This is a genomic window from Mesorhizobium sp. M1066 (assembly GCF_040318635.1).
In the GTDB taxonomy this organism is placed as follows: domain Bacteria; phylum Pseudomonadota; class Alphaproteobacteria; order Rhizobiales; family Rhizobiaceae; genus Mesorhizobium.
Genome location: NZ_JAMYMR010000027.1, coordinates 32,863 through 55,893, shown reverse-complemented (window position 1 = coordinate 55,893; position 23,031 = coordinate 32,863). Strand labels below are relative to the sequence as shown.

The 23,031-nt window shown below is 61.8% G+C and carries 27 protein-coding genes; 14 read left to right on the top strand and 13 right to left on the bottom strand.

Annotated features, from left to right (window positions below; genetic code table 11):
* The first annotated feature begins 14 nt into the window (after window positions 1-14).
* Entirely contained in the window at window positions 15-1,367 is a 1,353-nt protein-coding gene (locus NKH52_RS25910; RefSeq protein WP_352734855.1) for a formimidoylglutamate deiminase, read from the top strand.
* Window positions 1,364-2,101 (top strand): histidine utilization transcriptional repressor HutC, encoded by a 738-nt coding sequence (gene hutC, locus NKH52_RS25905; protein WP_352734853.1) that lies wholly within the window; start codon window positions 1,364-1,366, stop codon window positions 2,099-2,101. Before NKH52_RS25910 ends, hutC begins: the two co-directional genes overlap by 4 nt.
* A gap of 35 nt (window positions 2,102-2,136) precedes the next feature.
* Here the strand turns inward: hutC and NKH52_RS25900 are convergent, their stop codons facing one another.
* The gene (locus NKH52_RS25900) at window positions 2,137-2,481 is read right to left on the bottom strand and encodes a RidA family protein (protein ID WP_352734851.1); all 345 of its coding nucleotides are present in this window, start codon (window positions 2,479-2,481) and stop codon (window positions 2,137-2,139) included.
* A 227-nt stretch (window positions 2,482-2,708) separates the two neighbouring features.
* On the opposite strand from NKH52_RS25900, the gene aztA reads away from it, so the two are divergent.
* The 4 genes from aztA to NKH52_RS25880 all read left to right on the top strand — a co-directional run bounded on the left by aztA (window position 2,709) and on the right by NKH52_RS25880 (window position 5,850).
* Window positions 2,709-3,518 (top strand): zinc ABC transporter ATP-binding protein AztA, encoded by an 810-nt coding sequence (gene aztA, locus NKH52_RS25895; protein ID WP_352734849.1) that lies wholly within the window; start codon window positions 2,709-2,711, stop codon window positions 3,516-3,518.
* On the top strand, window positions 3,518-4,393 hold the full coding sequence (gene aztB / locus NKH52_RS25890) for a zinc ABC transporter permease AztB (protein WP_031212890.1): 876 nt from the start codon (window positions 3,518-3,520) through the stop codon (window positions 4,391-4,393). The genes aztA and aztB overlap by 1 nt, the downstream gene beginning before the upstream one ends.
* Before the next feature lie 27 nt (window positions 4,394-4,420).
* Window positions 4,421-5,362 carry a zinc ABC transporter substrate-binding protein AztC gene (gene aztC, locus NKH52_RS25885; protein WP_352734847.1) on the top strand — a complete coding sequence of 314 codons (942 nt, stop codon included), beginning with the start codon at window positions 4,421-4,423 and terminating at the stop codon, window positions 5,360-5,362.
* A 149-nt stretch (window positions 5,363-5,511) separates the two neighbouring features.
* Window positions 5,512-5,850 carry a protein tyrosine phosphatase family protein gene (locus NKH52_RS25880; RefSeq protein WP_127288934.1) on the top strand — a complete coding sequence of 113 codons (339 nt, stop codon included), beginning with the start codon at window positions 5,512-5,514 and terminating at the stop codon, window positions 5,848-5,850.
* Between the two features lie 12 nt (window positions 5,851-5,862).
* On the opposite strand, the gene NKH52_RS25875 is transcribed toward NKH52_RS25880, so the two are convergent.
* Window positions 5,863-6,330, bottom strand: coding sequence for an Lrp/AsnC family transcriptional regulator (locus NKH52_RS25875; RefSeq protein WP_352734845.1), 468 nt, complete (start codon window positions 6,328-6,330; stop codon window positions 5,863-5,865).
* 138 nt (window positions 6,331-6,468) lie between these two features.
* Between NKH52_RS25875 and hppD the strand changes: the two genes are divergently transcribed.
* From hppD to NKH52_RS25860, 3 genes are all read left to right on the top strand, one after another.
* On the top strand, window positions 6,469-7,581 hold the full coding sequence (gene hppD, locus NKH52_RS25870; protein WP_352734877.1) for a 4-hydroxyphenylpyruvate dioxygenase: 1,113 nt from the start codon (window positions 6,469-6,471) through the stop codon (window positions 7,579-7,581).
* Between the two features lie 69 nt (window positions 7,582-7,650).
* A complete protein-coding gene (locus NKH52_RS25865) occupies window positions 7,651-7,875 on the top strand; it encodes a type II toxin-antitoxin system Phd/YefM family antitoxin (RefSeq protein WP_140557060.1) in 225 nt (74 codons plus the stop codon).
* On the top strand, window positions 7,872-8,249 hold the full coding sequence (locus NKH52_RS25860) for a type II toxin-antitoxin system VapC family toxin (RefSeq protein ID WP_127288938.1): 378 nt from the start codon (window positions 7,872-7,874) through the stop codon (window positions 8,247-8,249). Before NKH52_RS25865 ends, NKH52_RS25860 begins: the two co-directional genes overlap by 4 nt.
* A 19-nt stretch (window positions 8,250-8,268) precedes the next feature.
* On the opposite strand, the gene NKH52_RS25855 is transcribed toward NKH52_RS25860, so the two are convergent.
* From NKH52_RS25855 to hmgA, 5 genes are all read right to left on the bottom strand, one after another.
* A complete protein-coding gene (locus tag NKH52_RS25855) occupies window positions 8,269-8,805 on the bottom strand; it encodes a DinB family protein (RefSeq protein ID WP_127288940.1) in 537 nt (178 codons plus the stop codon).
* Window positions 8,806-8,915: 110 nt separating this feature from the next.
* A complete protein-coding gene (locus NKH52_RS25850; protein WP_352734842.1) occupies window positions 8,916-9,095 on the bottom strand; it encodes a hypothetical protein in 180 nt (59 codons plus the stop codon).
* A 4-nt stretch (window positions 9,096-9,099) separates the two neighbouring features.
* Entirely contained in the window at window positions 9,100-10,113 is a 1,014-nt protein-coding gene (locus NKH52_RS25845) for a fumarylacetoacetate hydrolase family protein (RefSeq protein ID WP_352734840.1), read from the bottom strand.
* Window positions 10,110-10,997, bottom strand: coding sequence for an MBL fold metallo-hydrolase (locus NKH52_RS25840; RefSeq protein ID WP_352734875.1), 888 nt, complete (start codon window positions 10,995-10,997; stop codon window positions 10,110-10,112). The genes NKH52_RS25845 and NKH52_RS25840 overlap by 4 nt, the downstream gene beginning before the upstream one ends.
* 11 nt (window positions 10,998-11,008) lie before the next feature.
* Window positions 11,009-12,322 carry a homogentisate 1,2-dioxygenase gene (gene hmgA / locus NKH52_RS25835; RefSeq protein ID WP_352734838.1) on the bottom strand — a complete coding sequence of 438 codons (1,314 nt, stop codon included), beginning with the start codon at window positions 12,320-12,322 and terminating at the stop codon, window positions 11,009-11,011.
* 87 nt (window positions 12,323-12,409) lie between these two features.
* Between hmgA and NKH52_RS25830 the strand changes: the two genes are divergently transcribed.
* Both NKH52_RS25830 and NKH52_RS25825 read left to right on the top strand, forming a co-directional pair.
* Window positions 12,410-12,958, top strand: coding sequence for a MarR family winged helix-turn-helix transcriptional regulator (locus NKH52_RS25830; RefSeq protein ID WP_352734836.1), 549 nt, complete (start codon window positions 12,410-12,412; stop codon window positions 12,956-12,958).
* A 75-nt stretch (window positions 12,959-13,033) separates the two neighbouring features.
* Window positions 13,034-13,540 (top strand): DUF2380 domain-containing protein, encoded by a 507-nt coding sequence (locus NKH52_RS25825; protein ID WP_128305078.1) that lies wholly within the window; start codon window positions 13,034-13,036, stop codon window positions 13,538-13,540.
* A gap of 11 nt (window positions 13,541-13,551) precedes the next feature.
* Here the strand turns inward: NKH52_RS25825 and tdh are convergent, their stop codons facing one another.
* Together tdh and NKH52_RS25815 are read right to left on the bottom strand one after the other, a co-directional pair.
* Entirely contained in the window at window positions 13,552-14,586 is a 1,035-nt protein-coding gene (gene tdh / locus NKH52_RS25820) for an L-threonine 3-dehydrogenase (RefSeq protein WP_352734834.1), read from the bottom strand.
* A 51-nt stretch (window positions 14,587-14,637) separates the two neighbouring features.
* Window positions 14,638-15,825, bottom strand: coding sequence for a glycine C-acetyltransferase (locus tag NKH52_RS25815; RefSeq protein WP_352734832.1), 1,188 nt, complete (start codon window positions 15,823-15,825; stop codon window positions 14,638-14,640).
* Window positions 15,826-16,156: 331 nt separating this feature from the next.
* Here NKH52_RS25815 and NKH52_RS25810 point away from each other — a divergent pair, with 331 nt between their 5' ends.
* Both NKH52_RS25810 and NKH52_RS25805 read left to right on the top strand, forming a co-directional pair.
* Window positions 16,157-18,223, top strand: a complete 2,067-nt coding sequence (locus NKH52_RS25810; protein WP_023813579.1) for a putative bifunctional diguanylate cyclase/phosphodiesterase — start codon at window positions 16,157-16,159, stop codon at window positions 18,221-18,223.
* 133 nt (window positions 18,224-18,356) lie between these two features.
* Window positions 18,357-19,097 carry a polysaccharide deacetylase family protein gene (locus NKH52_RS25805; protein WP_352734830.1) on the top strand — a complete coding sequence of 247 codons (741 nt, stop codon included), beginning with the start codon at window positions 18,357-18,359 and terminating at the stop codon, window positions 19,095-19,097.
* On the opposite strand, the gene NKH52_RS25800 is transcribed toward NKH52_RS25805, so the two are convergent.
* From NKH52_RS25800 to NKH52_RS25790, 3 genes are all read right to left on the bottom strand, one after another.
* Window positions 19,085-19,534: a type II toxin-antitoxin system VapC family toxin gene (locus tag NKH52_RS25800; RefSeq protein ID WP_352734828.1), complete on the bottom strand. Its 450-nt coding sequence runs from the start codon at window positions 19,532-19,534 to the stop codon at window positions 19,085-19,087. The two genes, NKH52_RS25805 and NKH52_RS25800, sit on opposite strands and share 13 nt — an antisense overlap.
* Before the next feature lie 8 nt (window positions 19,535-19,542).
* A complete protein-coding gene (locus tag NKH52_RS25795) occupies window positions 19,543-19,785 on the bottom strand; it encodes a type II toxin-antitoxin system Phd/YefM family antitoxin (RefSeq protein ID WP_023813576.1) in 243 nt (80 codons plus the stop codon).
* A gap of 77 nt (window positions 19,786-19,862) precedes the next feature.
* A complete protein-coding gene (locus tag NKH52_RS25790; RefSeq protein ID WP_128305073.1) occupies window positions 19,863-20,288 on the bottom strand; it encodes a MarR family winged helix-turn-helix transcriptional regulator in 426 nt (141 codons plus the stop codon).
* Between the two features lie 115 nt (window positions 20,289-20,403).
* On the opposite strand from NKH52_RS25790, the gene NKH52_RS25785 reads away from it, so the two are divergent.
* Window positions 20,404-20,811 carry a hypothetical protein gene (locus NKH52_RS25785; RefSeq protein WP_127258021.1) on the top strand — a complete coding sequence of 136 codons (408 nt, stop codon included), beginning with the start codon at window positions 20,404-20,406 and terminating at the stop codon, window positions 20,809-20,811.
* Window positions 20,812-20,954: 143 nt separating this feature from the next.
* On the opposite strand, the gene NKH52_RS25780 is transcribed toward NKH52_RS25785, so the two are convergent.
* Window positions 20,955-23,000: an oxidoreductase gene (locus NKH52_RS25780; protein WP_352734826.1), complete on the bottom strand. Its 2,046-nt coding sequence runs from the start codon at window positions 22,998-23,000 to the stop codon at window positions 20,955-20,957.
* Between the last annotated feature and the right edge of the window lie 31 nt (window positions 23,001-23,031).

Here is a 23,031-nt window from a genome sequence, read left to right as displayed (position 1 = left end):
AACCGGAGAGAAAAGTGGCAGCGATCTTTGCGGAACAGGCGCTCCTTCCCAATGGCTGGCGCGATAATGTGCGGATCACCCTGGCCGAGGGGCGCATTACAGCCGTTCAGCCTGGTGCCGCTGCGACAGCCGACGACGAACGCCACGCGATCCTGTTGCCCGGCATGCCCAATTTGCACAGCCACGCCTTCCAGCGCGGCATGGCCGGCCTTGCCGAGCTTCGCGGCCCCTCCGCCGACAGTTTCTGGAGCTGGCGAGAGGTGATGTACCGCTTCGCCCTGTCGATGACGCCCAATCAGGTCGAGGCGGTTGCAGCGCAGCTCTATGTCGAGATGCTGGAGGCCGGTTTTTCCCGCGTCGGCGAATTTCACTATCTGCATCACGACCGCGATGGAAAACCCTATGCCAACCTCGCCGAGATGGCCGAACGCATTGCGGCCGCGGCCGGCGAGACGGGCATCGGCCTGACGCTGTTGCCGGTGTTTTATGCGCACTCGTCTTTCGGCGGTGCCGTGCCAAACGAAGGCCAGCGGCGATTCATCAACGATGTGAATCGGTTCTCGCGGCTTGTTGAGAAATGCCGCGAATCGGTTCGTGCACTGAATCAGGCTGTCGTCGGCGTCGCTCCGCACAGTTTGCGCGCCGCGACGCCGGAAGAACTGATTGAGGTGACTGCCATGGCACCGGATGGGCCTATCCACATCCACATTGCCGAGCAGGTGAAAGAGGTCGAGGATTGCCTTGCCTGGTCGGGCGCGCGGCCGGTCGAATTTCTGCTTGGGCATGCCAAGGTCGACAAGCGCTGGTGCCTGATCCACGCCACGCACATGACCGATGCGGAAACCGTTGGTATGGCCAGGAGCGGCGCCATCGCCGGCCTGTGCCCGATCACCGAGGCCAATCTCGGTGACGGCACTTTTGCCGCGCCGCTGTTCAGGGAACATGGCGGCCGCTATGGCGTCGGCTCCGATTCCAACGTGCTCATCGGCCTCCCCGACGAGTTGCGCCAGCTCGAATATTCGCAGCGCCTCGCCCACCGCGCCCGCAATGTGCTGGCGGTCGCCGGCGGCTCGACCGGCCGCGCGCTGTTCGACGCCGCACTCGACGGTGGCAGCGTCGCGCTTGGCGCCGGTGCTTCCGCGATCGCCGCCGGCGCCTCGGCCGATCTCGTCTCGCTCGATCCCAAAAATCCCTCGCTGGCCGGCAAGACCGGCGACGCAATTCTCGACGCCTGGATCTTCGCCAATGGCAGCAAGGTCGACTGCGTCTGGGTGCATGGCCGCAAACAGGTCAGCGGCGGCAGGCATGTGAAGCGAGAGGCCATCGCCGGGCGGTTTCGCAGCGTGATGACGGCGCTTTCGGCATGAGCATGGCCGACACAGTGGTAGCGGAAGGCGGCGGCTCGCTGCACCAGCGCATCCTGACCGACATCAGCGAAAAAATCACGTCCGGTGCCTGGGCGCCCGGCCATCGCATCCCGTTCGAGCACGAATTGAGCGTGCAATACAATTGCTCGCGCATGACGGTGAACAAGGCGCTGTCACAGCTTGCCAAGGCCGGGCTGATCGAACGCCGCCGCCGCTCAGGCAGCTTTGTGCGCCGGCCGCAGTCGCAAGCGGCGGTGCTGGAAATCCACGATATCCGCATCGAGGTCGAAGCGCTCGGTCTGCCCTATCGCTACGAGCGCGTGATGCGACACAAAAGGCGCAGCAGCGCCGGGGACCGCGCCTCGCTGGAATTGGGCTTGGCCGGACCGGTTCTGGCGCTGGAATGCGGGCATTTCGCCGGCGAGCGGCCGTTCGCGCATGAGCAGCGGCTGATCAACCTCACCGCCGTGCCTGAAGCAGCCGATGAGGAATTCCTGGCCATAGCGCCAGGACCATGGCTGATTGGCCGCGTGCCGTGGAGCGAAGCCGAGCACCGGATTCGCGCTGTCGCAGCCGACAGGCATATAGCGGCCGCACTCGACATCGAAGCCGGCGCGCCATGCCTGGTGGTAGAGCGACGGACATGGAGCGCCGAACATCCGGTCACCCATGTGCGCTTTACCTACGCGGCCGAGAGCCACACGCTGGTGGCAAGGTTCAGGCCGCAAGGGTAGTCTTTCTTCACCTCCCCCTTGTGGGAGGGTAAAACTCAAATCGCCGCGGTAATAATAATCTCGACCAGATAGTCCGGGGTGGCGAGCTTTGCTTCGCCGGTGGCGCGGGCCGGCGTGTTGCCCTGCGGCACCCACTTGTCCCACTCAGCATTCATCTCGGCAAAGGTGCTCATGTCGGCCAGCCAGATGATCGCCTGCAGTATCTTGGTCTTGTCGGAACCGGCCTTGGCCAGCAGGTCGTCGATGGCCGCCAGGATGTCCCTGGTCTGCGAAGCGACGTTGCCGGTTGGCTGGCCAACCTGACCAGCCAGATAGACGGTGTTGCCATGGATGACGATCTGGCTCATGCGCGGGCCAACATCGATGCGACGAATGCTCATTGGATGGTTCCTTCCTGTGGCGGTTGCGCTTCTTTAGAGTCGCGACCGGCTTCGGGCAAGATCGCCAGGTCGAATCCCCTTGGGCCAAGGGCATATGGATGTGCAAACACGGCAAGTTGACCCTGCGGCCGCAATTCCGCCGGATTGGCTTGTTGACTAATGTAATAACATCACATATCCAGTCGACGCTGCCAGCAGCCGGATTTCGCCGCCCCACGGATCGCAGAATGACAAATACCTGCCTGACATTCCGCGACCTGACGCTTGGTTACGGCAGCCATCCGGCGATCCATCATCTCGACGGCACCATCCGCAAGGGATCGCTGACCGCTGTGGTCGGCGCCAACGGCTCCGGCAAATCAACGCTGATGAAAGGCATTGTCGGCGTGTTGAAACCGATGGCCGGCGAGGTCATCCGCGCGCCCGGCGTGCGCGCCGCCTATCTGCCGCAACAGTCGGAACTCGACCGGAGCTTTCCGGCGCGAGTGGTGGATCTGGTTTCGCTCGGCCTGTGGCCACGGCGCGGCCTGCTAGGCCGCTATACAAAGCAAGATCGCGAGGACGTCAGCAAGGCGCTGATGGCGGTTGGCCTCGGCGGTTTCGAGAAGCGGCCGATCGACACGCTGTCGGGCGGCCAGTTGCAGCGCACGCTGTTTGCGCGTGTCCTGCTGCAGGACGCCGACCTCATCCTGCTCGACGAACCCTTCAATGCCGTCGACGCCAAGACGGTCGGCGACCTGATCGCATTGATCAAGCACTGGCATGGCGAGGAACGCACCATCATGGTCGTCGTCCACGATCTCGATCTGGTGCGGCAGAATTTCCCCGAAACGCTGCTTCTCGCTCGCCAGCCGATCGCCTGGGGCGAAACCCGGGAAACGCTGAAGCCTGATAACCTGTTGCGCGCCCGCCGCTTCCACGAAGCCTGGGAAGAAAATGCACCCTGGTGCGAGCCGGGCGAGGACGCTCATGGTCACGATCACCATGGCCACGATCACCATGACCATCGACACGGCGTCGGACCGAGGGCTGCCTGATGGACATGCTTTACGGTCTTGTCATCGCGCCCTTCGCCGATTTCGGCTTCATGCAGCGGGCTTTGATCGGTTCGCTGATGCTGTCGCTCGGCGCCTGCCCTATCGGCGTCTTCCTGATGCTGCGACGCATGAGCCTGTCGGGCGACGCGATGGCGCATGCAATCCTGCCCGGCGCGGCCGCCGGCTTCCTGTTCTATGGGCTGGAGATCCTGCCGATGACCATCGGCGGCCTGATCGCCGGCGTCATCGTCGCGCTCGGCGCCGGCGCCGTCTCGCGCTTCACCATCCAGCGCGAAGACGCCTCGATGGCGGCTTTCTATCTGATTTCGCTCGCCATCGGCGTGCTGATGGTGTCGATCCGCGGTTCCAGCGTCGATCTCATGCATGTGCTGTTCGGCACCGTGCTGGCGCTCAACGATGAGGCGCTGACGCTGATCGGCGGCATCGTCGCGGTGACGCTGGTCAGCCTCGCCATCTTCTGGCGGGCGCTGGTCGCCGAATGCCTCGACCCGCTGTTCCTGCGCTCGGTCAGTCGGCTCGGCAGTCCGGTGCATTTCATCTTCCTCGGCCTTGTCGTGCTCAACCTTGTCGGCGGCTTCCAGGCACTCGGCACGCTTCTGTCGGTTGGGCTGATGATGCTGCCGGCCGCAGCCGCCCGCTTCTGGACAGTTCGCGTCGAGCCGATGTGCGTGCTGGCGGTGCTGATCGGCTTCGCCTCCTGCGTCGCCGGGCTGCTTTTGTCCTATCACGCGTCGCTGCCGTCCGGCCCGGCCATCATCCTGTCGGCCGGCGTCGTCTATTTCGCCTCGATCCTGTTTGGCACGCGCGGCATTCTGCGCGCGCGCATCATCCATCACCGTCACAGAACGGCCTGATCCCCGCCCCTAGAAGGAGACCCGTCTATGCTGAAATCGATCCATGCCGCCCTGGCTATGAGCGTTATAACATTAACCGCCTTTGGCGCATCGTCGGCCTTGGCGGCACCGCTGAAAGTGGTCGCCAGCTTCACCGTCATTGCCGATTTCGCCAAAAATGTCGGCGGCGACCGCATCGACGTCACCACCATCGTCGGGCCGGATGGCGACGCCCATGTCTACGAGCCGAGCCCGGCCGATGCTGTGGCCATGGCCAAGGCCGACATCGTGCTGGTCAACGGCCTGCATTTCGAAGGTTTCCTGCAGCGGCTGGTCGATGCCAGCGCCACCAAGGCGTCTATCATTACCTTGACCAAGGGCGTGACGCCGATCGATTTCAAGCCTGAATTCGCCGACGCCGACGCGGCCGAAGGTGCAGGCACCGGCGGCGGCAAGACGGTCACCGATCCGCACGCCTTCCAGTCGATCGCCAACGCCAGGATCTACGTGAAGAACATCGCCGAGGCCTTCTGCGCGGCCGATTCCGAAGGCTGCGTCAGTTACCAGACCAATGCCGCCGCCTACACCAAGAAGCTCGACGCGGTCGAAGGTGAAGTGAAAACGGCGATTGCCTCGATCCCGGAGAGCAAGCGCGTCGTCATCACCTCGCATGACGCCTTCGGCTATTTCGAACACGCATACGGCCTGACCTTCCTCGCCCCGCAAGGCATCTCGACCGACTCCGAGCCATCCGCCGCAGACGTCGCCAAACTGGTCAATCAGGTGAAGCAGGACAAGGCGGCTGCGATCTTCGTCGAGAACATCACCAACCCGCGCCTGATCGAACAGATCGCCAGCGAAACCGGCATCAAGGTCGGCGGCACGCTCTATTCGGATGCGCTGTCGCAGCCCGACGGCTCGGCCGCGACCTATATCGACATGATGCACAACAACATCCGTCAGATCAAAGGCGCCATTCTCGGCAGCTGAGTATGAAGGATTGTCCAGCCGGGCCGCATCGGCCCGGTTGGATTTTCCGGCACGCAGTGTCTATTTGGCAGAGAATTCCTTCGGTATGGATTGCCGCCCATGTCGGGGAGTGGCAAGACTGCCGCCTGACAGTTTGCGAGGATGCCGCCATGGAATACCGTGAAATCAGCGAGGACTATTCGGTTTCAGGCCAGATCCAGCCTGAGGACGTCGCCGCCATCAAGGAAGCCGGCTTCAAGAGCGTCATCTGCAACCGGCCCGATGACGAACAGCCCGGCCAGCCTTCTGCCGACACCGTCAAGGCGGCGGTCGAAGCCGCAGGGCTCGCTTTCCGCTACATTCCGGTGATCAGCGGACAGATCACCGCCGAGAATGTCGAGGATCAGGCCGAAGCGCTCGACGAACTCGACGGCCCGGTCTTCGCCTATTGCCGCTCCGGCGCCCGCTGCACCAATCTCTATGGGCTGATCCAACAGTCGAAGGATTGATCCGCCCAAGATTTAGATGGGCAACGCGCCGGTTTCCTTGAGCGTTTCCAGCACGATCGCCGTCTTCACATGCTGCACCGATTCATGCGGCAGCAGCACGCCGTTGACGAATTCAGACAGCGATTTCAGGTCGGGCGTCACCACTTTCAGGATGTAATCCATCTCACCGGTCAGCGCGTGCGCTTCCTGCACCTCAGGCAGCCGCGCCACCAGCTCGCCGAAGCGCCGCGCATTGTCGCGGTTGTGCGTGGCGAGCGTGACCGAAATGACGTTGACCAGGGAAAAACCGAGCTTGTCGCGGTCGAGAACGGCACGATAGCCTCTGATGAAGCCATCCTCCTCCAGCCGCTGGCGGCGGCGCGAGCATTGCGACGCCGACAGGTTCACCCGCTCCGAAAGATCATTGTTGGTCAGCCGCGCATCACCCTGCAACAGCGCCATTATCTTGCGGTCGAACTGATCATTGCGCGCTTCATCCATGGTTTTTCCTCACATCGTGCACGCTTCACGCATGACATCATCATTTCAAGCGTTTGAATGCAAGCACCGTGCGCCTCCTCCGCGTTATGATCGTGTCAAATGGTCTTTTCAGGCCAGGCCAGCTTTCGGAGGAATATGATGGGTCCCTTCCCGCACGACGCCCCGCCCGCCAAGATCAGCAAGGACAACCCGGCCGGCACCGACGGCTTCGAGTTTGTCGAATTCGCGCATTCGGAGCCGCAGAAGCTCGCTGAGCTGTTCACCCGTATGGGCTATGTTGCGGTGGCCAAGCACCGCACGAAAGACATCACCATCTGGCGGCAGGGCGACATCAACTATGTCGTCAATGCCGAGCCTGGCTCTCACGCGATGAAGTTCGTCGACAAGCATGGGCCTTGTGCTGCCTCGATGGCCTGGCGGGTTGTCGATGCCAAACACGCTTTCGATCACGCCGTTGCCAAGGGCGCCACGCCTTACGAAGGCGCCGACAAGGCGCTCGACGTGCCGGCAATCATCGGCATTGGCGGCTCGCTGCTCTATTTCATCGAGACCTATGGCAAGAAGGGTTCGGCCTATAATGCCGAGTTCGAATGGCTGGGCACTCGCGACCCGCGGCCGGAAGGCGTCGGCTTCTATTACCTCGATCACCTGACCCACAATGTCTATCGCGGCCAGATGGACAAATGGTGGGATTTCTACCGCAATCTGTTCGGCTTCAAGCAGATCCATTTCTTCGACATCGACGGCAAGATCACCGGCCTGGTCAGCCGCGCCATCACCTCACCCTGCGGCAAGATCCGCATTCCGCTCAATGAGTCCAAGGACGAGACCAGCCAGGTCGCCGAGTATCTGAAGAAGTACAATGGCGAGGGCATCCAGCACATCGCTGTCGGCACCGACGAGATCTATGCCGCCACCGACAGGCTGGCTGAGAACGGGCTGAAGTTCATGCCCGGCCCGCCTGAAACCTACTACGACATGTCGTATGACCGCGTGAATGGCCATGACGAACCGATCGAGCGGATGAAGAAGCACGGCATCCTGATCGACGGCGAAGGCGTCGTCGACGGCGGCACGACCAAGATCCTGCTGCAGATCTTTTCGAAGACCGTGATCGGCCCGATCTTTTTCGAGTTCATCCAGCGCAAGGGCGACGAAGGTTTTGGTGAGGGCAACTTCCGCGCGCTGTTCGAATCCATCGAGCAGGACCAGATCAAGCGCGGGGTGATCAAGGTTCAGGCTGCGGAGTAGGTAGATTCGAACCGGGCTTCTTGCGGCGCGACCAATTATGACCTAAATTATGGTCATAAGGATCGCGCCATGAATGTTTCCATCGCCGAGGCCAAGGCCAAATTGTCGGAACTCGTCAGCCGCGCGGAAGCCGGCGAGGAGATCGTTCTCACACGCCACGGCAAGGTGGCCGCGCGCATCGTACCGCCGGCAACGGCCGAACCACTGCCGCGTATTGGCGCCTTGAAGGGCAAGATTTGGATTGCGGACGATTTTGATGAACTCGGTCCCGAATGGGACGAGTACGTGAAATGACGGTCGGGCCGTTTCTCGCCGACACGCATATCATCCTGTGGTCGATTTCAGACGATCCACGTCTTAGCCAGCACCACCGCGCTATCTTGGCTTCGGAAGCGGTGGTGTTCGCGAGCGCGGCAAGCGTCTGGGAAATTGCCATCAAACGCTCAATCGGAAAACTCAACGCGCCGGACGATCTGCCAACGCTGCTTCCCAGAATGCAATTTCAGACACTTGCCGTCACTTTGCAGCATGCGAACGCCGTCAGCAGCCTACCCCACCATCATGGTGATCCATTCGACAGACTGCTGATCGCGCAGGCGCAAATGGAGAACCTAGCAATCCTTACATCCGACCCGTGTTTTGCCCGTTATGATGTCGCTCTGGGATGATTAGCGAGACAAGTCGCTCTCACAAACCCAACCGCTCGACCTCTCTCTCCCTCAGCTTCGCATCATAACAGAGCAGAAATTCATCCAATTGCGGCGGCTTGACCGACGTGCCCGAAAGCATTGCGTGCACCTGGCCGCGGTGATGGATGTCGTGCAGAAAGACATGGGCGAGGATATCGCCGATGCGCTCGGGGATCATGCCGTCCTCGCGCCGGTCGGTGATGACGCGGCGATCGAGATCGTCGGCCGACAGCCTATCGCAAAAGGCGATCAGCCGCCGGTCGGCTGCGACCTGCGCGGCAAACAACGCCGCCGGCTCGTCGAGGGGCACGAAGTCGTCATGGGCGGCAGCACCGAGACCACCCTCTTCGAGAAAATCGAGATAGAGAAGATCGACCGCAAGGATGTGGTTGAGCGTTGCCTTGATCGACGGAAAGAAGCTGGTGCGTTCGGCCTCGAACTCACCGGGCTGGAGGGACAGCACCGCGCGGTAGAGCCGGTCGTTCGACCACAGATTGTTGCCGGCCATACGGCGCAGATGGTCGAGCAGGTTCACGAGATCAGCCCCCTGCCCGCACCAGATGCAAGCCTGCCCCCATGATCGCGAATCCGGCAAGAACGATCAACAGCAGCCCGTTCATGCGTCGCCGCATGGCTTGCGTCTCCTCATCCCGCGACTTTCATGTTGGTGATGGTGTGGAACATCATCGCCTTGCGCGGAAAGCCGCTGCGGTTGGTCAGGTCAGGCGAGCGCGCCTCGATGCGGTAGCTCAGCCGGATCGACTGGATGAAGACCGCCAGTATGGCGAGTGCCCAGACACCAGCCAGCAGATAGACCCCCGTCATGCCCTCACCTCTCGTATTTTTCGACCTTCTGCTCGATGGCGCCGAAGATCGAATGCCCGGTTTTGTCCTTCATCTCGATGCGCACCGTGTCGCCGAAGCGCAGGAACGGCGTTTTGGGTTCGCCTGACACGATCGTCTCGATCATGCGCAGTTCGGCGATGCAGGAATAGCCGGCGCCACCGGCCGAAACAGGCTTGCCCGGCCCGCCGTCGAGCTTGTTGGAGACGGTCCCCGAGCCGATGATCGTGCCGGCGGCCAATGGCCGTGTCCTTGCCGCGTGAACGATCAGCGCCGGGAAGTCGAAGGTCATGTCGATACCGGCATTGGCCCGGCCGAACGGCTTGCCGTTGAGGTCGGCGAGCAGCGGCAGGCTGACCTTGCCGCCATCCCAGGCGTCACCCAGTTCGTCCGGCGTGACTGCGACAGGCGAAAACGCCGAGGACGGCTTTGATTGGAAAAAACCGAAACCTTTGGCCAGTTCCGGTCCGGTGAGTGCGCGCAGCGTGACGTCGTTGACCAGCATCACCAGCCGGATCGCAGCGCGCGCTTCTTCGAGGTTGGCGCCCATCGGCACGTCGTCGACAATGACGGCGACTTCGCCTTCCATGTCGATGCCGAAGGCCTCGTCAGCCATGCGGATCGGATCGCGTGGCGGAATGAAAGAATCCGAGCCGCCCTGGTAGATCAGCGGGTCGGTCCAGAAGCTTGCCGGCATCTCGGCGCCGCGCGCTTTGCGCACCAGCTCGACATGGTTCACGTAAGCCGAGCCGTCGGCCCATTGATAGGCGCGCGGCAGCGGCGAGTGGGCGTCATGCTCGTGGAAGCGCTCGGCCGGCATCGCATTGTTCTCAAGCGATTCCGCTATTGTCGCGAGATGCGGGGCGATGCGGCGCCAGTCGTCGAGCGCCGCCTGCAGCGTGCGCACCAGGAACGAGGCGTCGGTGAAGCGTGTCAGGTCGCGCGAGACGACGACGAGTTTTCCGTCGCGCGTCCCGTCCTTCAATGTGGCAAGCTTCATGCGATTTCCTCTCCTTGTGCAGCTTTCCCGCTGCTTAGGCCCACAACAAGGCCGTCGCGGGCGATCGTCAAGTCGCCGGCCCATGTTTTCCTGACAGCGGCAGTCCAATCGGCCTCGCCGATCCCGGGATCGTCGGCTGGAATGAGGTGATTGAGCACCAGTCTCTTCACCCCGGCATCGCTGGCGATGCTGCCGGCCTCTTCGGCAAAGCTGTGGCTGGCGAGCAGGTGGTCTTTCAGCCGCGCACCATTGCCGGTCCTGGCCACCAGCCGCTCGATGCCTTCTTCCAGCATGGCTTCGTGGACCAGGATATCGGCGCCTTTCGCGAAATCAGCCAATGGCGGAAAGAAGGCCGTGTCGGCGGAGAACACCACGCTTTTCCCGCCATGCTCGAAGCGCAGGGCAAAACAGTCGGTCACCGGCGGATGCTCGACGCGCAGCGCCGAAACCGTCAAGCCGCGTTGTTCGATCACCTGGCCTTCGCCGAATTCGACGATCGACACCAGGTGGCGAATATCCGGCCGACCCTCATCGACGATGCGTATTGCAATGTCGAACTCCATCGCCTGGCAAAAGCGCCGCCAGTAGTGGCCGGTGCCGGGCGGACCGAACACTTGGACCGGCGCCGCCAGACCCGCCGTCCAGGCGGTGTGGATCAGCGGCCCCAGTTCCAGCACGTGATCGGAATGCAGATGCGTGATGAAGATCAGGTCGAGCGCCTTCAGCCCGATGCCGGCGTCGACCAGACCGCGCGTCACGCCAAGGCCGCAATCGACGACGATGCAGCGGCCGCCCATCTGCAGAACCGACGAGCTTGGCCATGGACCACCCGGCCGCAATGCCGGGCCACCCTTCGAGCCCAAAAGCACCAACCGATCCGGCATTGGCTCGGTGCTCAAGACCAGTCGCCCTCGGGCCTGCCGTTGAAACGCTTCTTCAGATCCGCCCAGCAGTCGATGTAATTGTCCTGCCGGGTTTCGAGTTCGGCGCCGTAGCGGGTCAGCATCTGCGGAAATCGGGTCTCGAACATGAACGCCATGGTGTTGTCGAGCTTGACCGGTTTCAGGTCCGCGCGCGAGGCCTTTTCGAAGCCAGGCGCATCCGGCCCATGGGCCAGCATCAGATTGTGCAGGCTGATGCCGCCGGGCACAAAGCCTTCTTCCTTGGCGTCGTACTGGCCATGGATCAGGCCCATGAACTCGCTCATGATGTTGCGGTGGTACCAGGGTGGCCGGAAGGTATCTTCGGCCACCAGCCAGCGCGGCGGGAAGATGACGAAGTCGATATTGGCCGTGCCCTCCTCGCCGCTCGGTGCGGTCAGCACCGTGAAGATGGACGGGTCGGGATGGTCGAACAGCAGCGCTCCGACCGGCGAAAAGGTCGCCAGATCATATTTGTAGGGCGCGTAATTGCCGTGCCACGCAACGACGTCCAGCGGCGAATGGCCGATCTCGGTGACATGGAAATTGCCGCACCATTTCACCGTCAGCCGGCAAGGCGTTTCCTTCTCCTCGAACCAGGCGCAAGGCGTCTTGAAATCGCGCGGATTGGCCAGGCAATTGGCGCCGATCGGGCCACGGTCGGGCAGCGTCAGCTTAGCACCGTAGTTTTCGCAGACATAGCCGCGCACTTCCTTGTCGACCAGCTCGACCTTGAAGACCAGACCGCGTGGCAGCACGGCGATCTCGCCGGGCCGAAGCTCTATGACGCCCATCTCGGTGACGAAGCGCAAGGCGCCGACCTGCGGCACGACCAGCAACTCGCCGTCGGCGTTGAAGAAATGATCGTCCGCCATCGAGCGGTTGGCGACATAGACATGAGCTGCCATGCCGGTCTGCCCGAGCACATCGCCTGATGTGGTGATGCTGCGCATGCCCTTGATAAAATCGGTCGGCTCCTTCGGCATCGGCACCGGATTCCAGCGATACTGGCCAAGCGCCAGTTCATGATCGCCGACATTGGGAGCGGTCTTCCACAAGGGATAGCTGGCCGCCTTGAAACGCCCAGTGTGCTTGACGCTCGGTCGGATGCGGTACAGCCAGGAGCGCTCATTGGTGCCGCGCGGCGCGGTGAAGGGAGAGCCGGAAAGCTGTTCGGCATAAAGACCGTAGGCCGGCCGCTGCGGCGAATTCCGTCCCTGCGGCAGCGAGCCGGGCAGCGTCTCGGTTTCGAAGTCGTTGCCGAAGCCCGGCATATAGGAAAAGGCCATTGCTTCCTCCCGAAATGGATATCAATTGACCAAACTGGTTTCATTTGTAACCATTGAAAATGTAACCATCAATGGCGACTTTGAAAAATGGTGATCAAGAGCGAAGCGTCCGACGCGCCTGAAATTCTCAATCTGGAAAATTTCCTGCCCTACCGGCTCCACCGGCTTGCCGAGGCCGTCAGCCGGGAATTCTCGAGGATATACAAGGATCGTCACGGCCTCACGCGTCCCGAATGGCGCACGCTGGCCGGGCTCGGACAGCGTGGCACGATGACGGCGACGGCGTTGGGCGAACAGTCGGCCATGCACAAGACAAAGGTTTCGCGCGCTGTCGCCGAACTCGAACGGCGTCGCTGGCTGACGCGAAAACCGGACGAAAAAGACCGCCGTATCGAACATCTGACGCTGACCGGAACGGGGCTTGCCGCCTATCGCGAGATGGTGCCGCTGGCGAAGGCGTTCGAACGGGATTTGCTGGCAAGATTAAGTGCTGAAGAGCGCGCGGCGATCACCAGCGGACTGGCTGCATTGGAGACCAATGCCTGGTCCCGAGCTAGTCCAAGATCAAGCCAATCACTCTGGACGACGGAGTTCGAGCGAGACTGCGTGGGAGCTCCCACCACAGCCAAAGCATAGCATTGCCTTCGATTTGATCGTGATTTGCGTTGTCAGGCCGCGTATAATGCCCATCACACCGACGGGAGGACTACGATGAGCATTCGCACATTAAGTGTCCTGGTGACGCTGCTTGTAGGCACCTGCACATTTGCGCAGGCCCAGCAGACAAAGCCGATGTCGATCGAAGTGTTCCCTTTCGAATTGGAGGATAAGAGCGCCGGGGCGGGAATAATTCCCCCGGATGAATATGACAGGCGCTATCTGTCGGAATCGGCACAAGTTGCGAGGGACATGCTCTCCAAGTCTGGGCGTTTTACAGTAATTGATGTGCCGGCGAGGGATACACAGGCTGCTGCGCCGCACGGATTGCGCAACTGCGCTGGTTGTGAAGGCCCGATTGCCAAGGAGCACGGCGCGTCGCTTGCCTTGCTTGGCGTCGTAACGCGCGTCAACCGAACAGAACATACTATGTTCATTCGCATCCTTGACGCCGAAACCGGGAGACATGTTTCGGAGGGGTTTACCGATCTTCGCATGGGTGCGAACTACGCGTGGCCCCGCTCCGTGAAATGGCTGATGAAAAACAGAATTCTGCGGTAGGGCGGCGGCATCTACCAGTCCATCACCACCTTGCCGGAACTGCCGCTACGCATCGCATCGAAACCGATCTGAAAATCGTCGATGCCGATGCGGTGCGTGATAAGCCCGGAAACATCCAGCGGGCCCTGCACAAGCGCGATCATCTTGTACCAGGTTTCGAACATCTCGCGGCCATAGATGCCCTTGAGATGCAGCATCTTGAAGATGACCTTGTTCCAGTCGATCTCGAAGCCGGTCGGCGCGATGCCCAGAATGGCGATCTTGCCGCCATTGTTCATGGTGTCGATCATGTCGCGGAAGGCGGGGGCGGCGCCCGACATTTCGAGGCCGACGTCAAAGCCTTCGGTCATGCCAAGCGCCGGCATGACGTTGCGCAGCTTTTCCTTCGAGGCGTCGACGACATGCTGGACGCCGAGTTTCTTGGCCAGCGCCAGCCGCACCGGGTTGATGTCGGTGATGACCACTTTGCGCGCGCCGACGCATTGGGCGACGAGCGCGCCCATGATGCCGATCGGCCCGGCGCCGGTGACAAGCACATCCTCGCCGACCAGATCGAAGGACAGTGCCGTGTGGACGGCATTGCCCAAGGGATCGAAGATGGCGGCGATCTCGTCGGGCACATCGTCGGGGATCGACACGACATTGTGCTGCGGGATTGCCAGATATTCGCCGAAGGCGCCGGGACGGTTGACGCCGACACCGAGCGTGTTGCGGCAGAGATGCCCTCGCCCAGCGCGGCAGTTGCGGCAATGACCGCAAACGATGTGGCCTTCGCCCGACACACGCTGGCCGACCTTGTATTCGGTGACCGCGGTGCCGAAATCGGCAACGGTGCCGACGAATTCGTGACCAGTCACCATCGGAACCGGCACCGTCTTCTGCGCCCACTGGTCCCAATTGTAGATATGCACGTCGGTGCCGCAGATCGCCGTCTTCTTGATCTTGATCAGCACGTCGTTGGGGCCGATTTCCGGCACCGGCACCTCTTCCATCCAGATGCCCGGTTCGGCCTTGGCCTTCACCAGCGCCTTCATCATGTTCGACATGCTTTTGTCCCTTGAATCTCTTGATCCGGAATCGCTTTCGATTCTGGCCTGTCAGGAAATGACGCCGAGTTCGCGCCCGACGGCGGCAAACGCTTCCACCGCGCGGTCGATATCGGCGCTGGAATGGGCCGCCGACATCTGCGTGCGGATGCGGGCTTGCCCTTTCGGCACCACCGGGAAGGAGAAGCCGATGACATAGATGCCGCGCTTCAGCATGCGCGCGGCCATCTCCTGCGCTAGGCTGGCATCGCCCAGCATCACCGGAATGATCGGATGGTCGGCACCGGCCAACGTGAAGCCGAGTTTGCCCATCTGCGACCGGAAGCGCGCCGCATTGTCGTAGAGTTTGTCGCGCAGCCCATCGCCGTCTTTGATCAACTCGAACACTTTGATCGAAGCGCCGGCGATCGCCGGCATTAGCGTGTTGGAGAAGAGATAGGGCCGTGAGCGCTGGCGCAGCCAGTCGACCACCTGCCTCTTGCCCGAGGTGTAACCGCCGGACGCGCCGCCGAGTGCCTTGCCGAGCGTCCCGGTGATGATATCGACCCTGCCCTCGACGCCGCAATGCTCGGCCGAGCCGCGGCCGTTCTGGCCGACGAAGCCGACGGCATGGCTGTCGTCGACCATCACCATGGCGTCGTATTGCTCGGCGAGATCGCAGACACCCCGGAGATTGGCGATGATGCCATCCATCGAAAACACCCCATCGGTGGCGATCAGCCGGAAGCGGCAGTCCTTGGCTTCCTTCAGGCGCGCCTCGAGATCGGCCATGTCGTTGTTGGCGTAGCGGAAGCGTTTGGCCTTCGACAGCCGCACGCCGTCGATGATCGAGGCGTGGTTCAGCGCATCGGAAATGATCGCGTCGTCCTCACCGAGCAACGTCTCGAACAGGCCGCCATTGGCGTCGAAGCAAGAGCCGTAGAGGATGGTGTCTTCCAGGCCGAGGAAGGATGAAATCGTCGCCTCGAGCTGCTTGTGCTCTTCCTGCGTGCCGCAGATGAAGCGCACCGATGCCATGCCGTAGCCATAGCGGTCGAGCGCCTGGCTGGCCGCCGCACGCAAGTCGGCGCTGTCGGCGAGGCCGAGATAGTTGTTGGCACAGAAATTCAGCACCTTGTCGCCGCCGACCTCGATCTCGGCCGACTGCGTCGAAGTGATCACCCGCTCCGACTTGTAGAGGCCTGCCGATTTGAGCCCCGCGAGTTCGCTGTCGATGTGGGAGAGGAATGCTGCGGTCATAGTCGGCCTCGTTTGATGTGGGCTGACTGTCGTCTCGTCCGCGCGAAAAATCCATCGCAAAAACGACCGGACCGGTGGCAAGCAGCACGATGCGGCCCCGATGTCGATCATCATGCAGCCGCGGAACGACGCCGCGACAAAGGGGGCTGGCCGATGACCGCTCAAATGCCGGTACGGCGCTAAACGAGCCGATAACCATTTCGCGATCTTTCGACAGCCGCCCCTCGCCGGGCAGCCGTCGATTTCCGGTCCTGTTAACGTTTGCAGTTCAATGGTGCTCATACAAGAATCTTTAGGCAAGAATCCGTAGGCGAGAGGGCCGCCCCCGAAAATGTCGCAGCAGCCGGTGCAAACCGTTTCAGGCAAGCTCATACTGCTGATCAAGGCTGGCTATTGGCTGGCCCTGCTGATCATTGCGGCCATGGTGATCGCCTCCTTCATCCTGCTGCAGCAGATGATGGCCACCCAACAGCACAATCACACCTTGCTCGACATCGTCAGCACGCAAAAGACGCTGTCGCAGCGCATCGTCTTCCTTGCCAGTGCAACGGGTGCCGGTTCACGCGACAAGCAACCGGCGCTGGTCAGCGCGCTCAAGCAGGCAACGGCGGAGTTCGAGACGAACTACGACCTGCTGCTCGATCAGACGGGAGCCGATCCGCAATCGCCGGCCAAGCTCGACCCGAAGTCGATCGAAAGCGTGCTTTTCGCCAAGCCCTTCCACCTCGACTATTTCTCGGTCGGGTTGATCGCCAATGGGGACCGCCTGATCTCGGCCTATGAATCGCAATTCAGCGGCAATGGCGGTTACAAGGGCGGCGGCGAACGCGTCAATCTCGACGCCTCTGTCGCCAATGCGACCTTGTCGGGCTACGCCGCGCTCGGCCAGCGGATCACTGCCGACGCCGACGACCGCTCCGAGAAGCTGCTCGCTCTCCATCGCACGCTGTTCTACGCCACAATCGGCGTCATCATACTGGTGGCGCTGTTCATCTTCAGGCCGATGTCGAACGCCATCCTGCGCAAGACGCATGAATTGATCGACGCGCGCAATTCCATGGCCTTCATCGCGGTGCATGACGGCCTCACCGGCCTGCACAACCGCACGTTCCTGACCGATCATTTCGACACGCTGATCAAGGGCACGCACCGGCGTCGCGAACGCCTTGCCGTCGTCCAGCTCGATCTCGACCGATTCAAGCAGATCAACGATACGCTCGGCCACGCCGCCGGCGACTATGTGCTGGTCGTCACAGCACAGCGCATGCGCGATTCCTGCCGGGCGTCGGATCTGTGCGTGCGCCTGGGAGGCGACGAGTTCGTCATGATCCTCGGCGGCGCCGGCGGCACCGAAGACATCAATATGCTGGCGCGCCGCATCCTGGCACACATCAACGAGCCGATCGTCTTCCAGGGCACGACCATTCTCCCAGGCGCCAGCGCCGGCATCGCGGTCTATCCGATCGACGCCGACAATGCTGGGGATTTGCTGGTCCACGCCGATCTGGCGCTTTACTCCGCCAAGAAGCTTGGCGGCGGCAATTTCTCCTTCTTCTCCGAGGAGCTGCGCCGCGAACTCGACTATCGCAAGCAGCTCGAGCACGACATCAAGGTCGCCATCGCGGAGCGGGCGTTCCAGGTCTATTTCCAGCCGCAGGTCTCGCTGACCAACGGCACGATCAGCGGCATCGAGGCGCTGGTGCGCTGGAACCATGCGGAGCGCGGCATGATCCCGCCCGGCGAGTTCATTCCGGTCGCCGAGAAATGCGGCTTCATGCCCGAGATCGGCCGCATCGTCATCACCAAGGCGATCAACGAGGCGGCCGAATGGAATCGCGCCGGCATTGCCTTCGGACGGCTTGCCGTCAATGTTTCCGGCACCGAGCTGCGCGAGCATGACTTCGATGCGTTCTTGTTCGAGACGCTGGAAAAGGCGGGGCTGCCGCCGCAGAAACTGTCGCTGGAAATCGTCGAATCCGTCATCCTCGACGACGAAAAGACGGGCATCGCGGCCAAGCTGCGGCACATCCGGGCAGCCGGCGTCCATCTTGAACTCGATGATTTCGGCACCGGCTATGCTTCGCTCAGCCATGTCAACCCGAACGAGATCGACCGGCTGAAGATCGATCGCCGCTTCGTCCAGAACATCCATGAGAATGGCGACAACTCGAAGATCGTCCGCGCCATCACCGAGCTGGCGCGTGGCCTTGGCATCTCGATCGTCGCAGAGGGCGCCGAAACCGAGGCCGAGCTCAATTCGCTGATGGCGATCGGCTGCGACCAGGTGCAGGGCTACTCCATCGCCTTCCCGATGCCGCACGACAAGGCGCTGGAATGGCTGACCGCCCGCATGCCCAAGAAGGCCAAGCTGACGGTGCTGCAAGGAAGCCTGGCATAGGTTTGCCTTTTTGTTTGTGCATGTCGTTATCCCAAAACCGCTGCGCACTTTTGGGCGACATGCACCGGCTCGCCTTGACAAGCCGTTGTGGACATGGCGGCTTTATCGTGATCGCAACCGGCTATCGGGGCTGATGACAACGTTTCGGTTTGTGCTGGCGGCGCTTTTGAATTTTGCGGTTCCCGCCCAAGGGGCCGATCGCATAATCTATCTTACCTTCGACGATGGGCCGCTGAACGGCACAAGCAATATCCTCGATGTGCTGGAAGCCGAGCAGGTTCCTGCAACCCTATTCATGGTCGGCATGCACGCACAGGCTAGCGCCGCCAACAGAGCGATCGTTCAGCGCGCCAAGCAGCTTCCTCTGGTGACGCTCGGCAACCACAGCTACAGCCATGCTTACAATCACTACCGGCATTTTTACGGCGACACCGAAGGTGTCGTCGCCGACATGGTACGGGCAAACGCGGTGCTCGGGTTGAAGCCCGTGGTGCATGCAAGGCTGCCGGGGCGCGACGTGTTCAGGCTGCCCTCCATGTCGAAGAACGACACTTCGCTTGGCCTCGCCCAGGAGGGGCGTGAAGAGCCCGATTACGAGTTTGTCGCGGCCTCAGGCTTCTATCTCTACGGCTGGGACCATGAATGGGTGCACAAGGACAACGGCGAGCCGGTGCAGAGCGTCGATCATCTGGTCAGCGAGATCGATCACCTGTTCGGCTATGGCCGCTTCGTCAAACCCGGCAAGCTGATCCTGCTGATGCATGACGAGATGTTCCAGAACGCGTTCGACGGCAAGACGAAGCTGACCAACCTGATCACCGCTCTGAAGCTGCGCCATTACACTTTTGGGACAATCCAGGGCTACGACGACTGAGCCGGCAAAGACGGCAAGCTCTTCAGCGGATTGAGCATTGGCACACCAAGTGGCGCGAAATGACGCTCGTTGTCCGTCAGTATCGTTAAACCATGGACCTCGGCAGTGGCAGCGATCGCTATGTCTTCAAATCCAGGCCGGTGCGCCCTCGCCCGATCCCGGATTAGTCCCGCAGCATGCGCGGCGCGCAAATCGAAGGGAAGCACTCTTTCTCCATAAAGGTGCTGAACCGCTTGCCACCAGCCGCGCAGCGAGTTCGCCTTTGTTGTCGCACCCTCACGTTCGGCCTTCGCTATTCCAGCGGCAACTTCGGATGCGGTGACAACGGACAGGAACAGATGGTTGCTCGCCTGGTCGAGCCAAGTCGCCAATGCATGCCGATCCGCTTTCTTGGACGGCGCCATTGCCGAGATGATATTGGTATCCAGCAGAAACATCGACCGCGTTACAACGCGACCTTGCGAGCCGGTTTGCGGGAACGAGGCGGAATATCGCCAAGGTCACCAGGGAAGGCCGCCAACAATTGTCCAAAACTTGGCACGCGCGAAAGCCTTTCATAGTCTTCGAAAGACAGAATGACAGCCTGCTTGCGCCCGTGACGGGTGATGACGGCAGGCGTCCCGGCGACGGCTTGATCGACCACCGCTGAAAGTGTTGCCTTGGCATCCTTCAACTGAATCTCGCGCATGGCTTGCTCCAAAATGACTAGAGTGGTCATATAGTAGAGCAACTCGGATCAAACAAGGCCTGTCGATCCCACCAAGATCATCCCACATTCGCCCGCAACACGGCCAGCACCTGCGCGAACTCCGCCAGCCGCTCGTCGGACAGTCCGACCCGCAGCCGCTTGTCAAAAGACAACGCGGCCTTTCGTAATGTCTCGAACATCGCTTCTCCGGCCGCGGTCAGTTCGACCAGATGAACCCGGCGGTTGACGGGATCGCGGCGGCGCGTCAGCAGGCCCTGCGCCTCCATCGCGTTGAGATGGTGGGTCAACGTCGCGCCTTGGATGCCGATCATGCCGGCGAGTTCACGCTGATTGGCAAGCTTGCTCGACTTGACCGACAGCAGAGTGAGCCAGACCGGCAGCGTGCCACCGGCCTCGACCAGGGCAGCGTCGAAGGCCTGGGCAACCAGCTTGGCGGTTCGTCCGAGATTCATGCCGACTGGCGGGCGTTCGAAGGGTGTCATTGCAGGACACTAGACGGTGTCATGCACGGATGGAACTGGCGCGACTTATACATTGACATCTAACCATTTGATATCTAATTACCGAGAGATGGCGGGCTAAAGAGGAAATCCGGTCATGCAATATGTCTACATCGTCGTTATCGGCCTTCATGTCATGGCAGGTGTATTCTGGGCGGGTACGACGATCGCGGTCGGCCGTGACCCGGACATCCGGGCGGAACGGTTCTTCCGGCCGCAAATGGGCGCTGCCGGTCTGGTTTTCCTGACCGGCATACTGCTCTGGTATTTCTTTCACGAGGGCGTTTTCGGCTCGATGGAGAAGGTGCTGGCGCTGGGCATCGTGACGGCCCTGATCGCCGCCGGCGTGCAAGGCGCGCTGGTGGGCTCAGCCAGCAGGCAACTTGCCGGTGCTGATGCGGCAACGGAAAGCCAGTTGCGCGCGAAGATGACAAGAGGCGAGCGCATCGCCGGGGGGCTGCTGGTGCTGACCGTGCTGTGCATGGCCACGGCCAGAATGTTTTGAGCGCCGCCACGCAGCACAAGCTCACAGAATCGTACGTTGTCTGGCGACGAGCCAATGACGTGCGGGCGCGCGGCCAGACCAAAGTATACGGGCTCTCGTACGCAGGTCCGACCGCGCGCCACCGATCCTCGCGATAGCTAATTTCAGATCCGCAAGCCGAACCTGATGCCATCATAGATGGCGGCATGGATGTTGCGCGAGGCGACCGCATCGCCGATGCGGAACAGCACGAAGCCGCCTTCTGGATTGCGCTTGGGAAAGATGTCGCCACCACTCACCAGCCGTTCGTAGTCGACCGCACCGCCATTCTTCGACAGAGGCTTCAGCGATAGGTAGAGATCGTCGAGCGGCAGCGTACCGTGCTCGACCACCACCTGGTCGACCCTGCGCTCGCCGCGCCAGCCATCGGCGAAATCCGAAGCCAGCTCTGCGATCAGTTGATTGCCCTCGCGCCGCACCGAACGCAGCCGCGTGTTGATGGTGATGGTGACGCCCTTTTCCTGAAAGGCCCTGATATAGGGCACATGGTTCATGCCGCCCATTTCCGGGGCAAAGAAACGCTCCGGCGATACAAGCTCGAGTTTCGAGCCGGCATTGGCGATCAGTTCGGCGGCGCCCATGCCCTGATGGCCGCCATTGTCGTCATAGAGCAGCACATTTTCGGCCGGCTTGACGCTGCCGGCCATGATGTCCCAGCTCGAGGTGACAAGGTTGTCGCCGGCCGTCAGCGGCGGGTTCTGCGGCAGGCCGCCGGTAGCGACCACCACCACATCGGGCGACAGCGCCAGGACATCGTCTTTTTCCGCCCAGGTGTCGTAGCGGATCTCGACGCCGAGCCGATCGAGTTCGGCCACCCGCCAGTCGATGATACCGATCAGCTCCTTGCGGCGCGGGTTCTGCGTCGCCAATCGCACCTGCCCGCCGGCCTGGCTCGATGCTTCAAGCACCATCACCTTGTGGCCGCGCTCGGCCGCGACCCGCGCAACCTCCAGCCCGCCGGCGCCGGCCCCGACGACCACGATTTTCTGCTTCGGCCCTTCGGTCTTGACGATGATATGCGGGATTTCGGCCTCGCGGCCGGTCGCGGCATTGTGGACGCAAAGCGCTTCGCCGCCCTCATAGATGCGGTCGAGACAATAGGTGGCGCCCACGCACGGGCGGATCTCATGCTCGCGCCCCTCCATCACCTTTTTGATGATGTGCGGATCGGCGATATGGGCGCGGGTCATGCCGACCATGTCGAGCTTGCCGGTGGCGATGGCGTGGCGTGCGGTGGCGACGTCGGATATGCGCGCCGCGTGGAAGGTCGGGAATTTCGTCGCCGCCCTCACCTCTCCGGCGAAATCGAGATGCGGCGAAGAGCGCATGCCGGTTACCGGGATGACCTTGGTCAGCGCCGCATCGCTCTCGATCGAGCCACGAATGATGTTGAGGAAATCGACCTTGCCGGAGCCCGCCAGCCGCCTGGCGATTTCGATCCCCTCCGCCTTTGACAGGCCTTTTTCGAAATCTTCGTCGGCGACCATGCGGATGCCGACGACGAATTTGTCGCCGACGGCTGCCCGCACGGCATCGAGCACCATGTTGGTAAAGCGCAGGCGGTTGTCGAGCGAGCCGCCGAACTCGTCGTCGCGATGGTTGGTGGCCGGCGACCAGAAGCCGTCCATCAGATGGCCGTAGGATTCGAACTCGATGCCGTCGAGGCCGGCGGCCTCGCAGCGCTGGGCGGCCGAAGCATAGTCCGCAACGATGCGCTCGATGTCCCAGTCCTCGATCGTCTTCGGGAATGCGCGATGCGCCGGCTCACGCACAGGCGAGGCCGAGAGCACCGGTAGCCAGTCGGCCTTGTTCCAGCCGGTACGGCGGCCGAGATGGGTGATCTGGATCATCACCTTGCAGTCGTGCTCGTGGCAGGCGTCGGCGAGCTCGGCCAGCCACGGCACGATCCCGTCGTCATAGACATGCAGATTGCCGAAAGCGGCCGGGCTGTCGCGGGAGACGATCGCCGAGCCGGCGGTCATGGTCAGCGCCATGCCGCCCTTGGCCTTCTCGGCATGGTAGAGCCGGTAGCGCTGTTTCGGCATGCCGTCCTCGGAATAGGCCGGCTCATGGCTGGTCGACATGACCCGGTTCTTCAGCGTCAGGTGTTTGAGCTGGTAGGGCTGGAGAAGCGGATCGTTGCTGGTCATCGTCTTCCTGCGGTTTCAAATTGTGCTAATG